The 15,946-nt window shown below is 74.1% G+C and carries 16 protein-coding genes; 9 read left to right on the forward strand and 7 right to left on the reverse strand.

All coding sequences use genetic code 11. The annotated features are described in order from the left end of the window. Positions 1 to 31: 31 nt before the first annotated feature. Positions 32 to 727 (reverse strand): GntR family transcriptional regulator, encoded by a 696-nt coding sequence (locus tag H4687_RS08510; RefSeq protein WP_046919905.1) that lies wholly within the window; start codon positions 725 to 727, stop codon positions 32 to 34. A 171-nt stretch (positions 728 to 898) separates the two neighbouring features. Between H4687_RS08510 and H4687_RS08515 the strand changes: the two genes are divergently transcribed. Genes H4687_RS08515 through H4687_RS08535 form a run of 5 tightly spaced genes read left to right on the forward strand, consistent with a single transcriptional unit; the run spans position 899 to position 5,356 of the window. Further along, positions 899 to 2,218 carry an MFS transporter gene (locus H4687_RS08515; RefSeq protein WP_050398539.1) on the forward strand — a complete coding sequence of 440 codons (1,320 nt, stop codon included), beginning with the start codon at positions 899 to 901 and terminating at the stop codon, positions 2,216 to 2,218. Then, the gene (locus tag H4687_RS08520; RefSeq protein WP_046918842.1) at positions 2,215 to 3,096 is read left to right on the forward strand and encodes a putative hydro-lyase; all 882 of its coding nucleotides are present in this window, start codon (positions 2,215 to 2,217) and stop codon (positions 3,094 to 3,096) included. Before H4687_RS08515 ends, H4687_RS08520 begins: the two co-directional genes overlap by 4 nt. 24 nt (positions 3,097 to 3,120) lie before the next feature. Beyond that, positions 3,121 to 3,879 carry a LamB/YcsF family protein gene (locus H4687_RS08525; protein ID WP_046918843.1) on the forward strand — a complete coding sequence of 253 codons (759 nt, stop codon included), beginning with the start codon at positions 3,121 to 3,123 and terminating at the stop codon, positions 3,877 to 3,879. After that, positions 3,876 to 4,487, forward strand: a complete 612-nt coding sequence (locus H4687_RS08530; RefSeq protein ID WP_046918844.1) for a 5-oxoprolinase subunit B family protein — start codon at positions 3,876 to 3,878, stop codon at positions 4,485 to 4,487. Before H4687_RS08525 ends, H4687_RS08530 begins: the two co-directional genes overlap by 4 nt. Beyond that, on the forward strand, positions 4,484 to 5,356 hold the full coding sequence (locus H4687_RS08535) for a 5-oxoprolinase subunit C family protein (RefSeq protein ID WP_046918845.1): 873 nt from the start codon (positions 4,484 to 4,486) through the stop codon (positions 5,354 to 5,356). The genes H4687_RS08530 and H4687_RS08535 overlap by 4 nt, the downstream gene beginning before the upstream one ends. Positions 5,357 to 5,375: 19 nt before the next feature. Here the strand turns inward: H4687_RS08535 and H4687_RS08540 are convergent, their stop codons facing one another. From H4687_RS08540 to H4687_RS08560, 5 genes are all read right to left on the reverse strand, one after another. After that, entirely contained in the window at positions 5,376 to 6,224 is an 849-nt protein-coding gene (locus H4687_RS08540; protein ID WP_046918846.1) for an SGNH/GDSL hydrolase family protein, read from the reverse strand. Continuing rightward, complete coding sequence (locus H4687_RS08545) at positions 6,221 to 7,381, reverse strand: glycosyltransferase (RefSeq protein ID WP_046918847.1); 1,161 nt, start codon at positions 7,379 to 7,381, stop codon at positions 6,221 to 6,223. Before H4687_RS08545 ends, H4687_RS08540 begins: the two co-directional genes overlap by 4 nt. Beyond that, the gene (locus tag H4687_RS08550) at positions 7,378 to 8,508 is read right to left on the reverse strand and encodes a glycosyltransferase family 4 protein (RefSeq protein WP_046918848.1); all 1,131 of its coding nucleotides are present in this window, start codon (positions 8,506 to 8,508) and stop codon (positions 7,378 to 7,380) included. Before H4687_RS08550 ends, H4687_RS08545 begins: the two co-directional genes overlap by 4 nt. 139 nt (positions 8,509 to 8,647) lie before the next feature. Further along, positions 8,648 to 10,066: a hypothetical protein gene (locus H4687_RS08555; RefSeq protein WP_046918849.1), complete on the reverse strand. Its 1,419-nt coding sequence runs from the start codon at positions 10,064 to 10,066 to the stop codon at positions 8,648 to 8,650. A gap of 302 nt (positions 10,067 to 10,368) precedes the next feature. Then, the gene (locus H4687_RS08560; protein ID WP_046918850.1) at positions 10,369 to 10,761 is read right to left on the reverse strand and encodes an ankyrin repeat domain-containing protein; all 393 of its coding nucleotides are present in this window, start codon (positions 10,759 to 10,761) and stop codon (positions 10,369 to 10,371) included. Between the two features lie 271 nt (positions 10,762 to 11,032). Between H4687_RS08560 and H4687_RS08565 the strand changes: the two genes are divergently transcribed. Continuing rightward, positions 11,033 to 11,227, forward strand: a complete 195-nt coding sequence (locus H4687_RS08565; protein ID WP_005485586.1) for a hypothetical protein — start codon at positions 11,033 to 11,035, stop codon at positions 11,225 to 11,227. Between the two features lie 38 nt (positions 11,228 to 11,265). Next, the gene (locus H4687_RS08570; RefSeq protein WP_050398537.1) at positions 11,266 to 12,816 is read left to right on the forward strand and encodes a hypothetical protein; all 1,551 of its coding nucleotides are present in this window, start codon (positions 11,266 to 11,268) and stop codon (positions 12,814 to 12,816) included. Between the two features lie 7 nt (positions 12,817 to 12,823). On the opposite strand, the gene H4687_RS08575 is transcribed toward H4687_RS08570, so the two are convergent. After that, the gene (locus H4687_RS08575; protein ID WP_046915088.1) at positions 12,824 to 14,323 is read right to left on the reverse strand and encodes an SCO1417 family MocR-like transcription factor; all 1,500 of its coding nucleotides are present in this window, start codon (positions 14,321 to 14,323) and stop codon (positions 12,824 to 12,826) included. 100 nt (positions 14,324 to 14,423) lie between these two features. On the opposite strand from H4687_RS08575, the gene yczE reads away from it, so the two are divergent. Both yczE and H4687_RS08585 read left to right on the forward strand, forming a co-directional pair. After that, a complete protein-coding gene (yczE, locus tag H4687_RS08580) occupies positions 14,424 to 15,155 on the forward strand; it encodes a membrane protein YczE (RefSeq protein WP_225966636.1) in 732 nt (243 codons plus the stop codon). Next, complete coding sequence (locus tag H4687_RS08585; RefSeq protein WP_046915087.1) at positions 15,152 to 15,919, forward strand: glycerophosphodiester phosphodiesterase; 768 nt, start codon at positions 15,152 to 15,154, stop codon at positions 15,917 to 15,919. Before yczE ends, H4687_RS08585 begins: the two co-directional genes overlap by 4 nt. Positions 15,920 to 15,946 lie beyond the last annotated feature (27 nt).

The raw sequence follows: 15,946 nt of genomic DNA on the forward strand, positions 1-15,946 counted from the left end.
CGGGACGCCTCCGCCCGAGCCGTGCGTCGCCTCAGGAGACGTCGGCCACCCGTCGCCCGTACACCGTGACCAGGTTCTTCAGCGAGTCGTCCAGGTACGCCGCCAGCAGCCGCTCGGCCTCCTCCCGCTCCCCCCGCTGCAGGGTCCGCAGGATGAGAAGGTTGCGCGCCAGGTACGGCTCGTACAGCTCGCGCGGATCGTCCACCACGTGGAAGGCGAGCCGGAGTTCGGCGAAGACGCTGCGCATCAGTTCGTCGGTGCGGGCGCTGCCGGCGAGGGCGACCAGTTCGCGGTGGAAGTGGATGTTGGCGGTGGAGACGCCTTTCCAGTCGTCCTCGTCGGCCGCGCGCTGCCCTTCCGCGACGGCTTCGGCGAGCCGGTCGAGCCCGTACGGCGGGGCTCCGAGGCCGCGTACGACGGCGCATTCGACGAGGCGGCGGGTGCGGTAGATGTCCTCGACGTCCTCGACGGTCAGGACCCGCACGAAGACTCCGCGGTTGAGCTCGTGGACGAGGAGCCGTTCGTGGGTGAGCAGGCGGAACGCCTCGCGGAGGGTGTTGCGGGAGACGCCGAGGGCGCCGCCGATGCTGTCCTCGGACAGCCGTGTCCCGGGCGGGAAGAAGCCCTCGGCGATCCGGCTGCGGAGGATGTCCGAGACTCGCTCGGCGGTGCTGGTGCGACCCAGGAGGGCGCGGTCGTCGGCAAGTCCGGTCAGTTCGGCGGCCATGCCGGAATTCAATCGCAGACTCGAGAACGAGACAACATAGGTATTGAAGGATCGTTCAACGATCCTCTACCTTGCTGGACAGGCGCCCCTCCGTTCGACGCTCGGCGCCACACGTTCCGGCCCGGCCCGGCTCCCTGTCTCACGCACTCTCCCCCTCACCGCGAGGTGCCCATGAGTACGACCCCTCCCTCCCCGGTCCCGACCTCCACACCCCAGCCCGACACGGCCCCACCGGCCTTCGACGACGGCGCGTTCGGCTGGCTGCGCGCCCTCGGCCCGCGCGGCCGCCGCGCCTTCGGCGGTGCGTTCGGCGGCTATGCGCTCGACTCGTACGACTACTTCACGCTGCCGCTGAGCATGGTCGCGCTCACGGCCTACTTCGGCCTGGACGACGGCCAGACCGGGCTGTTCACCACGGTCACCCTGGTCGTCTCGGCGATCGGCGGCGCCGCCGCGGGCGTGCTCGCGGACCGGATCGGGCGGGTCAAGGCCCTGATGATCACCGTGGTGACCTACGCGGTGTTCACCGTGGCCTGCGGCTTCGCGCCCAACTACGAGACGCTGCTGGTCTTCCGCGCCCTTCAGGGGCTGGGCTTCGGCGGGGAGTGGGCGGTCGGCGCGATCCTGGTCGCCGAGTACGCGAGCGCCAAGCACCGGGGGCGTACGCTCGGCGCGATCCAGAGCTCCTGGGCGGTCGGGTGGGGACTGGCCGTGATCGTGTACACGACCGTCTTCTCCTTCCTCGACGACGACCTGGCCTGGCGCGTGATGTTCTGGACCGGCGCGCTGCCCGCGCTCCTGGTGATCTGGGTGCGCCGCTCGGTCGAGGACGCCCCGCAGGCCGCCGCCGCGCGGGAGAGGAGCGCCGAGAAGGGCTCGTTCGCCGCGATCTTCCGACGGGGCACGGCCGCCTCGCCCGGTCTGCTGCGCACCACGGTCTTCGCGGTGCTGCTCTCCACCGGCGTCCAGGGCGGCTACTACACGCTGGCGACCTGGGTGCCCACGTATCTCAAGACGGAGCGGGGCCTGTCGGTCGTCGGCACCGGCGGCTACCTCACCTTCCTCATCTCCGGCGCCTTCATCGGCTATCTGACCGGCGGCTACCTCACCGACCGTCTGGGCCGCCGACGCAACATCTGGCTCTTCGCCGTGCTCTCGGCGCTGTGCATCCTGGCGTACGCGAACATCCCGAGCAGCGCGGACACCCTTCTCCTGGTGCTCGGCTTCCCGCTGGGGTTCTGCATGTCGGCGATCTTCAGCGGCTTCGGCTCGTTCCTCAGCGAGCTGTACCCGTCGGCCGTCCGGGGCACCGGGCAGGGCTTCACGTACAACACCGGGCGGGCCGTGGGGGCCGTCTTCCCCACCACGGTCGGCTTCCTGGCCGACAGCTGGGGCGTGGGCGGCGCGCTGATCTTCGGCGCGCTCGGCTACGGCCTCGCGGCGGTGGCCCTGCTCGGCCTCCCGGAGACGCGCGGAAAGGAACTCGTGTGAACCGCATGACGACCGACCACCGCCCCGCGGCCCGCACGCCCCGGAACCGGCCCACCGCCTCCGCCCCGCACGACCCGCCCCTCACCTCCGTCGATCCGCACGCGCACGCGTGGACCCCCGAGAAGGCCCGCGCCCGGTTCCGTTCGGGGGTCGCCGGCTCCACCGCCGGGGTCGCCGCCGGCCACACCCAGGCCAACCTGATCTCGGTGCCCGCCGACTGGGCGTACGACATGCTGCTGTTCTGCCAGCGCAACCCCAAACCCTGTCCCGTGCTCGACGTGACGGACGCCGGCGCGTGGACGACGCCGCTCGCTCCGGGCGCGGACCTGCGCACCGACCTGCCGCGCTACCGGGTGTGGGAGCACGGCGAGCCGGTGGCGGAGCCGACGGACGTGGTCGACGTCTGGCGGGAGGACCTGGTGTCGTTCCTGATCGGGTGCAGTTTCACCTTCGAGTCGGCGCTGACCGGGGCGGGCGTCCCGATGCGCCACATCGAGCAGGGCCGCAACGTCTCCATGTACGTCACCGACCGCCGGTGCCGGCCCGCCGGGCGGATGCGCGGCCCGATGGTGGTGTCGATGCGTCCGGTGCCGCCCGAGCACCTGGCCACCGCGATCCGCGAGAGCAGCCTGCTGCCGGCCGTGCACGGCGGCCCGGTGCACTGCGGCGATCCGGCGGGCCTCGGCATCGCGGACCTGTCCCGCCCGGACTTCGGCGACCCGGTGGACGCGGAGCCGGACGACATCCCGGTGTTCTGGGCCTGCGGAGTGACACCGCAGGCCGCGGTGACGGCCTCGCGCCCGCCGTTCGCGATCACCCACGCGCCGGGCCAGATGTTCCTGACCGACGCCCGCGACGAGCAGTACCGCGTCCTCTGACGAACAAGCAGGAGAATGGCATTCATGAGCTCCATCGATCTCAACGCCGACCTCGGCGAGGGCTTCGGGCGCTGGACGCTGACCGACGACGAACAGCTGCTGTCCGTCGTCACCAGCGCCAATGTGGCCTGCGGTTTCCACGCCGGGGACGCGGCCACCATGCGGCGGGTCTGCGAGCTGGCGGCCGAGCGCGGCGTACGGGTCGGGGCCCAGGTCTCGTACCGCGACCTGGCGGGCTTCGGGCGGCGCGCGATGGACGTGCCGTCCGCCGAACTGGCGGCCGAGGTGGCGTACCAGATCGGCGCCCTGGAGGTCTTCGCCCGCGCGGCGGGCACGCGCGTGTCGTACGTGAAGCCGCACGGCGCGCTCTACAACCGGGTCGTGCACGACGCGGAGCAGGCGGCGGCGGTGGTCGACGGGGTGCTCCTCGCCGACGCCACGCTGCCCGTCCTCGGCCTGCCCGGCTCGCGTCTCCTCGCGCTGGCCGAGGGGGCGGGGCTGCCCGCCGTCACCGAGGCGTTCGCGGACCGCGCCTACACCGACGAGGGCACGCTGGTACCGCGCGGCCGTGAGGGCGCCGTGATCACGGACGCCGACGCGGTGGTGGCCCGCTCGGTGGGTCTCGCCGGCGAGGGCACGGTCACGTCGCACTCCGGCACGCGCATCACCGTCCGGGCCCGCTCCCTGTGCCTGCACGGCGACACTCCGGGCGCGGTGGAACTGGCCCGGCGGGTACGGGCCGAGCTGGCGGCGACGGGCGTGCGTGTGGAGGCGTTCTCATGAGGGCGCTCCCGGTCGGGGACCGCGCGCTGCTGATCGAGGTGGGCACCGACGAGGAGGCGCAGGCGCTCCACGCCGAGCTGCTGCGCCGCCGCGAGACGGGCGAGCTGTCGGCGGCCGAGATCGTCCCCGCCGCCCGGACGGTCCTCCTGGACGGCCTCACCGACCCGACCCGCCTCGCCGGACGCCTCGCCTCCTGGGACATCCCGCCCCTCCCCCCGCGCGCTCGGGACGTCGTGGAGATCCCGGTCCGCTACGACGGCCCCGACCTGCCGGACGTCGCCGCCCACTGGGGTGTCGACGTCGCCGAGGTCGCCCGTCTCCACGCCGCGGCCGAGTACCGGGTGGCCTTCTGCGGCTTCGCCCCCGGCTTCGGCTACCTCACGGGGCTGCCCCGGGAGGTCCCGCGCCGGGCCACTCCCCGTACGGCGGTCCCCTCGGGATCGGTCGCGCTGGCCGGCCCGTACACCGGCGTGTACCCGCGTGCCTCCCCGGGCGGCTGGCAGCTGATCGGTACGACGGACGCCGTGCTGTGGGACACCGCGCGCGTGCCGGCCGCCCTGCTGGCGCCGGGCACGCGGGTGCGCTTCACACCCGAGGGGGCATCGTGACGGACCACGCCCTCGTGGTGGTCCGGGCGGGCGCCCTGACCACCGTCCAGGACCGGGGCCGCCCCGGCCTGGCCCACCTCGGCGTACCCCGGTCGGGAGCGCTCGACGCGCCCGCGGCCGAGCTGGCCGGACGTCTGGTGGGCAATCCCCCCGGGGCCGCCGTCCTGGAGACCACCCTCAACGGCTGCTCCGTGCGCCCCCGCTCCACGGTCACCATGGCCGTCTGCGGGGCCCCCTGCGCCGTCACCCTGGACGGCCGCCCGGCCCCGTGGGGAGCCCCGCTACGGGTCCCCGGCGGGGCGCTCCTCGACATCGGCGCCGCCCGTTGCGGCGTGCGCAGCTACCTCGCCGTCGCCGGCGGCGTGACCGTGGAGCCGGTCCTCGGCAGCCGCGCCACGGACCTGCTGTCGGGCCTCGGCCCGCCGCCGCTGACGGACGGCACGGTGCTCCCGCTCGGCCGTCCGGGCCACCCCCACGCGCGCGTGGACGTCGTCCCGCATCCGGCGCCGCCCTCCGAACTCGTCCTGCGCGTGACCCTCGGCCCGCGCGACGACTGGTTCACGGACACGGCCCTGCGCACCCTCACCCGGCGCCCCTATGCCGTCTCGTCGGCGAGCAACCGCATCGGGCTGCGCACGGAGGGGCCCGCCCTGGAGCGCCTGCGCGCGGGTGAACTGCCCAGTGAGGGGATGGTGCTGGGAGCGGTCCAGGTGCCGCCGGACGGCCGCCCGGTGGTCTTCCTGGCCGACCACCCGACCACCGGGGGCTACCCGGTGATCGCGGTCGTCGACCCGGCGGACCTGCCCGCCGCGGCCCAGGCCACGCCGGGCACCCCGGTGCGGTTCGTCGCCGTGGGGCACCGCCGCTGACCGGTCCTCCGGCGCCGGCTCACGCCACCTCCGGGCTCGGGTCGGCCACGGTCAGCGCGGCGAGGGCCGCCGCCACCGCGTGGGAGGCGGACAGGTCCAGCCGGGCGCTGGTGCCGCGGGCCGTGTGGCGTACCTCGGCGGCGGCGAGGGTGAGGAGCTGCGGCAGGAGGTCGGTGCAGCGCCGGGCCACCCAGGCCGTCCCCGCGGTGGCCAGCCACCGCAGGCCGTCGCCGCGCGTGGGCGCCGGGGACCCGGGCTCGGCGGCGGGCGCCGGTCCCGTGGCGATCCCCGCCCCCGTGAGCAGCGCGTGGAAGCGGAGGGCGAACTGCCGGTGCCCCCGCTCACCGGGGTGCAGCCGGTCCGCGCTCCACAGCGCACGGTCCGTCAGCCAGGCACCCTCCGAGGCGTGCAGATGCACCGCCCCGTGCCGCTCGGACAGGGCGTGGACGACGGTGTTGACGGCCCGCTGCCGCCGGGCGAGGGGCCGGGCGAGCGCCCCGGGCAGGCCGAGCATCGCCCCGGGGTCGGGCAGGCACGCGGTGAGCAGCACCACGTCCCGCTCCCGGAGGGCCCCGTAGATCTCGTCGAGGCGGGCGGCGACGGCGTGGATGTCGAAGGTGCAGCGCAGGGTGTCGTTGACGCCGATGACGACGGAGGCGATGTCCGGGCGGAGGGCGAGCGCGGCGGGCAGTTGGCGGTCGAGCACTTCGCGGGTCTGGGCGCCGCTGACGGCCAGGTTGACGAACTGTGTACCGGGGCCGAGCCCGTCGGCGAGCAGCGCGGCCCAGCCCCGCCGACGCCCCCCGACCGGGTCGCCCACGCCCTCGGTGAGGGAGTCGCCGAGGGCCACGAACCGTGCGGCTCTCATCCGACGCCCTTCCGTACCGGGCGCCCGACGGTCGCGTCGTGCGCGGCGAGGAACGCGTCCACCGCGCTCTGCCAGCCGAAGCACGCGGCACGCGCGCGTGCCGCTGCCCTGCGGTCGGTCTCGGACCGGTCGAGCAGCAGCTCGACGGCGTCCGCGAAGGACTCCCCGTCGTCCGCCGCCGTCGCCCCGGCCGAGCCGATCACCTCGGGCAGCGCGGACGACGAGCTGGCCACCACGGGCGTGCCGCAGGCCATGGCCTCCAGCGCGGCCAGCCCGAACGTCTCGGCGGGGCCGGGAGCCAGGGCCACGTCGGCGGAGGCCTGCAGGGCGCCCAGCACGTCGCGGTCACCGACGTGCCCGAGGAAGGTCACCGGGAGCCCCTTCGCCCGCTGTTCGAGCCTGCCGCGCAGCGGCCCGTCACCGGCGACGACCAGCACGGCCCGCCGTCCGCGCCGGATCAGCGCCTCCAGCGCCGCGAGGGCCGTACCGGGCCGCTTCTCGACGGACAGCCGGGAGCACATCACGAGCAGGATCTCGCCCCCGCGCGCGTACCGCCCGCGCAGCGCCGCGTCCCGGAGGGCGGGGTGCCGTCCCACGAGATCGACGCCCAGCGGTGCCCGGACGACGTTCCGGGCACCGATCCGTACGAACTCCCGTTCGGCGAACTCGGTGGTGCACACCACCCGCGCGTAGGTGTGGGCCGTACGGACGTTGAGGGCGTCGGAGGCCCGCCGGGCCATGCCCTCGGAGAGGCCCCAGGCGCGCAGCACGCCGTCGGCGGTCTCGTGCGAGACCATCACGGCGCGCACCCTGGCCCGCCGGGCCCACGCCCCGGTCCAGCGCAGCGTGGTCCGGTCGGAGACCTCCAGCCGGTCGGGCCCCAGCGACTCCAGAAGGCCGGCCACCCGCCGCCTGTCCATGAGGACCCGGTAGCCACCGGTCCCCGGCAGCAGCGGTCCGGGCAGGGTGATCACCCTGCCCTGCTCGGTCGCGCTGTCGGTGTACCGCTCGCCGGGCACGACGAGCACGGCCTCGTGCCCGGCGGCCTCGTACCCCGTGCCGAGTTCCCGCAGCGCGGTGCGCAGACCGCCCGAGGAGGGCGCGACGAAGTTGGCGAGCCGTACGATCCGCAGCTTCCGTGCGGCGTCCCCGCTCACGCGGCCACCGCCGTCCGCGTCGACAGCACGTCGGCGTAGTGCCCGAGGAGCTGGTCACCGACGGCCGCCCAGGTGCGCCCCTCGACCATGGCCCGCCCTGCTGACCCGTACACGGCCCGCAGCTCCGCGTCGTCGGCCAGGGACCGCACGGCGTCGCGTACGGCCGCCACGTCGCGCGGCGGGACCAGGAGCCCCGTGCGCCCGTGGGCGACGAGGTCCAGCGGCCCTCCGGCGGCCGGCGCCACCACGGGGACTCCGCTGGCCATGGCCTCCTGCACGGTCTGGCAGAAGGTCTCGAAGGGGCCGGTGTGGGCGAAGACGTCGAAGGAGGCGAAGATCCGGGCGAGTTCGTCGCCGGTGCGGCGGCCGAGGAACACGGCCCCGGGCAGGGCCTCGCGCAGGCCCGGCTCGCTGGGCCCGTCGCCCACGATCACGACCTTCACACCGTCCAGACCGCACACTCCGCCGAGCAGTTCGACCTGCTTCTCGGGAGCGAGGCGGCCGACGTAGCCGACGATCAGCTCGCCGCCCGGTGCCAGTCGGCGGCGCAGCGCCTCGTCGCGCAGCTGGGGGCGGAACCGGACGGTGTCCACCCCGCGCGGCCACAGGCTGACCCGGGGCACACCGTGTGTCTCCAGGTCGCGCAGGGCCGCGCTGGACGGGGCGAGGGTGCGGTCGGCGGCGGCGTGCACGGAGCGGATGCGCCGCCAGGCCGCCGCCTCACCGGCGTGGACGTAGGTGCGGGCGTAACCGGCGAGATCGGTCTGGTAGATCGCGACGGCGGGGACACCGAGGCGGGCGGCGGCCGCCATGCCCCGGACACCGAGGACGAAGGGGCTGGCCAGGTGGACGATGTCGGCCCGGTGTTCGACGATCGCCGCGGCGACCCGGCGGCTGGGGAGGGCGACGCGGACCTGGGGATAGCCCGGGAGCGGGAGGGAGGGGACACGGACGACGGGGCACGGTGCCTGGAGGTCGGCTCCGGCCCCGGTTCCCTGGGCGGTGGCCGGGGCCACGACGAGCGGGGCGTGCCCCCGCGCGACGAGGTGCCGCGCGGTCTGCAGGGCGCAGTGGGCCACGCCGTTCACATCGGGGGGAAAGGACTCGGTCACTATGACGACACGCATACCCGTGTTGTCGTCGCACCGGACGTGGCCGCGTCAACGTGGATCTTTCCTGGCGGGGAACGTCCCATGAGCGTTGCGCTGCACACCTGTCCAGGTCAGACCGTGTCCATGCCCTCCTGACCTCCGGGTCGCCGAGCGTTCACATGGCGGGCATGTCGGGGCCGATCCGACTGCGTACGGCGCTCTGGACGTCGTCCTCCTCGGCCGGGTCGGCGGCGAGCCGGCGGAGCTGGTCGACGACGCGCGTGTCACCGGTCTCGGCGTGCCGGGCGGCGATCTCGCGGGTGGTCTCCTCACAGTCCCAGAGGCACTCGACGGCGAAGCCGGCCGGGAAGGAGGGGTCGGTGGCGGCGAGCGCGCGGGCGGCGCGGCCGCGGAGATGGGAGGAGGCGGTCTCGCGGTAGATATGGCGCAGGACGGGCGCGGCGCACGCGATGCCGAGGCGGCCGGTGCCGTCGACGAGCGTCCACAGGGTCGGCGCGTCGGGCCCTTCGCCCCGTACGGCCTCCCGCAGCGCGCCCAGCACCAGGTCGCTGTCCTTGGCTCCGCCGAGGCAGGCGAGCAGGCGTCCGGCGGCGGCGCCCAGCGGGTCGGGCCGGTGCACCCAGCCACGCGCCCGGTCGACGGCGGCCAGGCTGCGCATCCGTTCGAAGGCGGCGACGGCGGCCTCCACGACCGTCGTCGTCCCGTCGGTCACGGCGCCCTCGATCAGGTCGAGGGCGTCCGGATCGTTGCCGTCGGCGAGGTAGCGCAAGGCGGTGCAGCGGGCGCCGTCGTCCCCGGTCCGGGCCGCGAGGAGGATCTCGGGCCGGTCCTCGGGGCCGGCGACGGCCGTGAGACACCGGGCGGCCGGCACATGGAGGACGGCTCCGCGTTCGATGCCCTGCTGGGCCCACTCGAACACGGCCCTGACGCTCCACCCCGGCCGGGGCCCGCTCGGCCGCATCTGCCGCTGCCAGCGGTCGAAGCAGCCGGTCTCCTGGGCGGCCCGCACGCGGGTGGCGACCGCCTCCCGGGGATCGTCGGCCCACAGCCGCCAGGGCCGCGGTTCGAAGGCGTCGCGGACGGCGGCGGCCAGCTCGGCCTCGCCCTCCGGGTCTGTGGTGAAGCGGGCCAGCACGGGTTCGGCGAGGGCGCGCAGCCCTTCGTCGTCGTCCCTGAGGGCCAGCTCGTCGAGGGCCCAGGCCCAGCTCGTGCCGGCAGCGGCGTACCTGCGCAGCAGTTCGAGCGCGTCCCGCCTGCCGTACGAGGCGAGGTGCCCGAGGACCGCGAGGGCCAGCCCGGTGCGTGACTCGTCGGAGTCCAGCACGTCCTCGGCGTCGAAGAGGTGCCGCTCGATCTCGTCCAGCTCGCCGCTCAGGTCGAGGTAGAGACGGGCGTAGTACAGGGAGCGGTTCTCCACCTGCCAGTCGTGGCGGGGGTCGCTCAGCACACAGTGGTTCAGTGCCGCGAGCGCCTCGGCCCGCGGGGCGGTGAGCGCGTGCAGGGTGCCGTCGCCGCGGCCCCGCTGCAGCAGGCCGAGCAGCGTACCGCTGGGCGCTATGACCGGTTCGAACATGGGAAACAGCCTCACATCAAGCGTCGACGCAACCGGGGATCTTGCTTTACCTGGCCGCGTGACAACACGTCGGAGCGCCCGCCGTCTCTTGCTTGCTGTAGACCATCTTCCTCTGCCTCTCGTCGGTGGCCCATGCGGACCGCGTCACGGCCCACGCGGTGCGGCAACACCTGCCCAGCCATCATGTCCGTGAATCACGACGTCATGATGACCCGGCGGTTCTTCCTACCGCGACCGAAATATCCGGCGGCCCCGTTCCGCCTCCCCCGTCTTTCGTGTTCTCCCTGGTCAGAACCTGTGGATCAGTGTGCTGCGAACAGTTCGAGCAGTTCTGTCTTACCGAACATCCGTGCGGTATCGATCGCGTTCGGAGTGCCCGCGGCCGGATCGGCCCCGCTGTCCAGAAGGACCCGGACGACACTCTCCTCACCCTTGAAGACCGCCCCGGCCAGGGGGGTCTGCCCCCGGTCGTTGACGCGGTCGGCCTCTCCGCCACGGGCCAGGAGGGCCCGCACCGCGTCGGCGTGACCGTGGTACGCGGCGAGCATCACGAGCGAGTCGCCGCGGTCGTTGGTGAGGTCGGCCGGAACGCCCGCGTCGACGTACGCCACGAGCGCCTCGGTCTGGCCCCGTCGGGCCAGATCGAAGATCCTCGTCGCCAGCTCCACGACCTCCGGGTCGGGGGCTTCGCTCATCGCCGGGACCACCTCTCACAAACGCACTTCGAGCCGAACGGGTGAATCGCCAGAGTACTGGCTTCCCGCACGCGGCAGCGGACACAGCCGAGGCAAAGATCACACCGAGTCCCGTCCCGCGCAACAGCCCGGCCCGGACGGCCCAACCAGGATTCGGCCACTCGGGCGAAATCAGCCGAATTTCACTCTTTTGCACCTTTTATCGTATGGATACATGCCGTGACTCTGGAAGAACTCATGGTGACTGTCCCCATCAACCAGGAGAACCCACATGATCCTGAACATCTCAGGCGTCGTCCTGCTCGGCGTCATCGTCTTCCTGTTCTTCCGCAAGGACGGCCTGAAGGCCTCGCACTGCATCGTCGTCACCCTCTTCGGGTTCTACCTCGCCAGCACGGGTATCGCCCCGAGCATCACAGCGGGCGGCGAAAGCCTCGCGAGCCTCCTCGGCGGGATCAAGTTCTGACCCCGTCCCCATCCGCACGCACCCCCCAGGAGACAGCCGTGGCCCGGGTCCCCCTCCCCCGCATTCTGAGCAGCGGCGGCGCGCACCTCGCCAGGAGCCGGGAGCTGGCCCGGACGGCCGCCGACGGCGCCACCGACGTCCTCCACCCGTTGATCACGATCACGCGTGGACTGCGCCGGCTGGTCGCCGCCGGGCGGCTCAGATGGGCACAGACCCCGAAGGACCGTCGCGGGTCACTGCTCTTCCTGGCGGCCTCGGTCGTCCTGGTCGTGACCCTGGTGCCGTACGGCCCGCTGCTCGCCGTCATCGCCCTGATGGCGGCGGCAGCCTGGGCGGGCCGCGCCGGCGCCGTCGCGGAGCCGACCGGCCCCGACGAGTCGCAGACCCAGCGCCTGCGGTCCCTCTACGAGGCCCTGGTCCCCTACTTCTCGTCCCCCGAGGACCCCGAGCCCCTCTACGCGCACGGGGGCGCCTGGGAGGACGCCTTCCCCACCTACGCGTTCGACGGAACCGGCCGCGTCAACCGGCTGCTGATCCGGTATCCCGCCTACTTCACCGACGGCGAGGCGGAGTCCCGCGCGCGGATCGAGCAGCTGCTGCACGCCAAGTCCGGCCGCGGCCGGGAGTACCGCTTCACCTGGGACGAGGAGGGCAACGAACTCACCGTCGCCGTCCTCCCCCCGCTCGCCTGCGACATCACCGCCCAGCGCTTCGTCACGGCACCGGGCGAGACGGTCCTCGGCTTCACCGACGCCGTCCACGTCCAGCGCACCCTCCCCCTCTCCTGCGGAGAGGAGCGGCGCGACGTGCCGCCGGTCGTCTGGCGCACCGGCGCACGCTCCACCGAACCCCACCTGCTGGCCGTGGGCGGACCCGGCAGCGGCACGACGACCCTCCTGCGCTGCATCGCCCTCCAGGCCCTGCAGCACGGCGACGTCGTCATCGTCGAGGGAGGCGGCAGCGGCGAGTACGCCTGCCTCACGGGCCGCGACGGCGTCCTCGCCGTCGAGAGCGGGCTCGGTGGAGCCCTGGCGAGCCTGGAGTGGGCCTCCCAGGAGACCGAACGCCGGCTGATCGCCACGAACGCCGCCCGTCAGGCGGGACATCCCGCGCCGGACGACATCCGCCGCCCTCTCTGGCTCCTCCTCGACCGCCCGAGCGTGCTGAGCCACCTCGCCGCGGCCGACGGCCGGCGCGACCCGCAGTCCCTGCTCCAGGTCCCCCTGCGGCACGGCCGCGCGGTCAACGTCACCGTCGTGATCACCGAACAGTTCGACCATCTGGACACCCTCACGGACGCGGTACGCGGGCAGACCCGCGCGCGCGTCGTCCTGGGCCCGGCCTCGCCCGAGCAGATGGAGACGGTCCTGGGCACGGCACCCCCCACCACCCCCGCCCCGGACGTCCCCCCGGGGCGCGGCTACGCCCGCCTGGGCACGGCCCCCACCCTCCGCCTCCAGGTCCCCGCCACCCCGGACCCCCACGACGAGAACACCCCCGAGGCCCACCGTCAGGCGATCCTCGACCTGCTCCCGCCGCACACGACCCCGGCGGACGCTCTCACCAAGGCCGCGCCGGTGGAGACCTGAGGCCCCGTCAGGCCACGAACGTCCGCGGCCCCTCGCTCCCGCCCGACGCGCCGTCACGCACCAGCCGCGCCGCCGCGGCCAGGCGCGCGGCCGCCTCCTCGGCGACCGCTCCCCCCACGGTGAACGGCAGGCGCACATACCCCTCGAAGGCCCCGTCGACCCCGAACCGGGGCCCGGAGGGCACCCGCACCCCGACCCGCTCGCCCACCTCCGCGAGCCGCGACCCCGACAGGCCCCCGGTACGGACCCACAGGGTCAGCCCGCCCCTCGGCTCCGCGAACTCCCAGTCCGGCAGTTCCCGGCGCACCGCCGCCACCAGCGCGTCCCGGTTGTCCCGGGCCTGCTCCCGCCGGATTCCCACGGCCTGCGCCCAACCCCCGGTACTCATCAGCCAGTTCACGGCCAGCTGTTCCAGCACGGGTGTCCCCAGATCGGCGTACGCCCGTGCCGCGACGAGGCTCCGGATGACATCCGGTGCCGCCCGCACCCACCCGATCCGCATCCCCGCCCAGAACGCCTTGCTCGCCGACCCGACCGTGATGACGGTGGATCCCGCCGGATCGAACGCGCACACGGGGCGCGGCATCTCCACATCGTCGTCGAGCCACAACTCGCTCATCGTCTCGTCGGCCACGAGCACCGTCCCGGCGCCCCGGGCCGCGTCGACGAGCCCCCGGCGCCGGTCCTCGTCGGCGAGGGCCCCGGTGGGGTTGTGGAAGTCGGCGACGACATAGGCGAGCCGGGGCGCCGCGTCCCGCAGGACCTGCCGCCACCGGTCCATGTCCCACCCGGCGAGCCCGTCGGCCATGGCGACCGGCACCAGCCGCGCCCCCGCCTCCCGCATCAACTGCAGGATGTTGGCGTACGACGGCGACTCCACCGCGATCCGCTCCCCGCGTCCCGCGAAGAGGTGACAGATCGCGTCCATGGCGCCCATGGCCCCGGTCGTGACCATGATCTGCTCGGGCATCGTCGGAATGCCGCGAGCGGTGTAGCGGTCGGCGAGCATGGCGCGCAGCGCGGGCAGGCCGGCCGGGTAGTCGCCGTGCGTGTGGGCGTAGGGCGGCAGTTCCTCCAGCGCGCCCTGCACGGCCCTGGTGAGCCAGGGCTCGGGGGCGGGCAGGGCCGCACAGCCCAGGTCGATCATGGAACCGAGCGCCTCGGGCGGCAGCGGTTCCAGTCCGCGCGCGGGCAGCGGATTCCCGGCCGGTACGGCCGTCCAGCTGCCCGCTCCCCGCCGGGACTCCAGGAACCCCTCGGTGCGCAGCGCCTCGTAGGCCGCCGCGACGGTCGTACGGCTGACGGTGAGGGCCAGTGCCAGTTCCCGTTCGGCGGGCAGCCGGGCGGCCACCGGCACCCGGCCCTCCAGGACCAGCAGCCGGATGCCGTCGGCCAGCGCACGGTAGGCGGGCGGGCGGCGGGTGCCGGGCCCGGCGGGGCGCTCCTGTTGCGAGGTGAGCAGCCGCGCGAGCTGAGCCGCCCCCACCGCCGAAGTCCACTGCGCCATGATTTCCAGTCCACCTTCCCCGAATTGGCCATGGATGGCTTGACTCTCCAAGCCACACAGTGTCATGTGTCAGGCCACCGGCACCACCCAGGGGGAAGCCTTGCCCGCCGCACAGCACGAGCCGCCGCACGATCCGCAGCCGGACCCGCGACCGGACCCGCAGAACCGGCGGGACGGACACCGTCCGCAGCCCCGCCGTCTGGGCCGGCGGCTGACCCAGCTCTACACGGGCCTCGCCCTCTACGGCGCCAGCTCCGCCCTCCTCGTGCAGGCCGGCCTCGGTCTGGAACCGTGGAACGTGCTGCACCAGGGCCTGGCGGAGCTGACCGGCCTGACCATCGGCGTGGTCTCGATCGTCGTGGGCGCGCTGGTGCTCCTGCTGTGGATCCCGCTGCGCCAGCGTCCGGGCCTCGGCACGGTCTCGAACGTCTTCGTGGTCGGCATCGCGATGGACGCCACCCTGGCCCTGGTGCCCGAGGCGCACACCATGGCCGTGCGGATCCCCCTGCTCGTCGCGGGGATCGTGCTGAACGGCGTGGCGACCGGCCTCTACATCGCGGCGCGCTTCGGACCGGGCCCGCGCGACGGCCTGATGACGGGACTGCACCGCCGTACCGGACGCTCGGTCCGGCTGATGCGGACCGCCGTGGAGGTGGCGGTGCTGGCGACGGGCTTCGCCCTCGGCGGCACGGTCGGCGTGGGAACCGCTCTCTACGCCCTCTCCATCGGCCCGCTGGCCCAGCTCTTCCTGCGCCTGTTCGCCGTCCCCTCGGAATCCGGCAGCACTGTCGTTGCCACCGGGCCGTCGAAGCGGGCCATACTGCCCGGGTGACCGCCCTCGTACGCCACCCCTACCTCGACCATCCCGGCCCGATCGCCTTCGCCCACCGGGGCGGGGCGGCGGACGGCCTGGAGAACACGATGGCCCAGTTCCGTCGGGCGGTGGAGTCGGGGTACCGCTACATCGAGACCGACGTCCACGCCACGCTCGACGGCAAGCTGGTCGCCTTCCACGACTCGACCCTGGACCGGATGACCGACGGGGCGGGCCGGATAGCTGATCTGCCGTGGAAGGAGATACGGCACGCGCGCGTGGCGGGCGCCGAGCCGGTGCCCCTCTTCGAGGACCTCCTGGAGGCGTTCCCCGAGGTCCGCTGGAACGTGGACCTGAAGGCGGAGCCCGCGCTCCACCCCCTGCTCAACCTGATCGCCCGCACCGGGTCCTGGGACCGCGTCTGCGTCGGCTCCTTCTCCGAGTCCCGGGTCGCCCGCGCCCAGCGCCTCGCCGGACCGCGTCTGGCCACCTCGTACGGCACGGGCGGCGTGCTGGGCCTGCGGCTGCGGTCCTGGGGCCTGCCGGCCGCGCTGCGCCGTACGGCGGTCGCCGCACAGGTGCCCGAAGCGCAGTCCGGGGTGCCGGTGGTCGACCGCCGGTTCGTGCGCGCCGCCCACGCGCGCGGGCTGCAGGTCCATGTCTGGACCGTGAACGAACCGCAACGTATGCACCGGCTGCTGGACCTGGGCGTCGATGGCATCATGACCGATCACATCGACACGCTGCGCGGGGTGCTTGAGGACCGGGGGACCTGGGTCTGACGCCTCGCGCGGCCCTGCAGGGGGAAG

Origin of the sequence: Streptomyces stelliscabiei, assembly GCF_014873495.1 — a bacterium.
Classification (GTDB): Bacteria; Actinomycetota; Actinomycetes; order Streptomycetales; family Streptomycetaceae; genus Streptomyces; species Streptomyces bottropensis.

Excerpts from the sequence above, each read along its gene's own strand:
- H4687_RS08575 (WP_046915088.1), bottom strand. The coding sequence starts at position 14,323 with ATGGCGCAGTGGACTTCGGCGGTGGGGGCGGCTCAGCTCGCGCGGCTG.
- H4687_RS08510 (WP_046919905.1), bottom strand. The coding sequence starts at position 727 with ATGGCCGCCGAACTGACCGGACTTGCCGACGACCGCGCCCTCCTGGGT.
- H4687_RS08540 (WP_046918846.1), bottom strand. The coding sequence starts at position 6,224 with ATGAGAGCCGCACGGTTCGTGGCCCTCGGCGACTCCCTCACCGAGGGC.
- H4687_RS08525 (WP_046918843.1), top strand. The coding sequence starts at position 3,121 with ATGAGCTCCATCGATCTCAACGCCGACCTCGGCGAGGGCTTCGGGCGC.
- H4687_RS08560 (WP_046918850.1), bottom strand. The coding sequence starts at position 10,761 with ATGAGCGAAGCCCCCGACCCGGAGGTCGTGGAGCTGGCGACGAGGATC.
- H4687_RS08550 (WP_046918848.1), bottom strand. The coding sequence starts at position 8,508 with ATGCGTGTCGTCATAGTGACCGAGTCCTTTCCCCCCGATGTGAACGGC.
- H4687_RS08555 (WP_046918849.1), bottom strand. The coding sequence starts at position 10,066 with ATGTTCGAACCGGTCATAGCGCCCAGCGGTACGCTGCTCGGCCTGCTG.
- H4687_RS08515 (WP_050398539.1), top strand. The coding sequence starts at position 899 with ATGAGTACGACCCCTCCCTCCCCGGTCCCGACCTCCACACCCCAGCCC.
- H4687_RS08565 (WP_005485586.1), top strand. The coding sequence starts at position 11,033 with ATGATCCTGAACATCTCAGGCGTCGTCCTGCTCGGCGTCATCGTCTTC.
- H4687_RS08530 (WP_046918844.1), top strand. The coding sequence starts at position 3,876 with ATGAGGGCGCTCCCGGTCGGGGACCGCGCGCTGCTGATCGAGGTGGGC.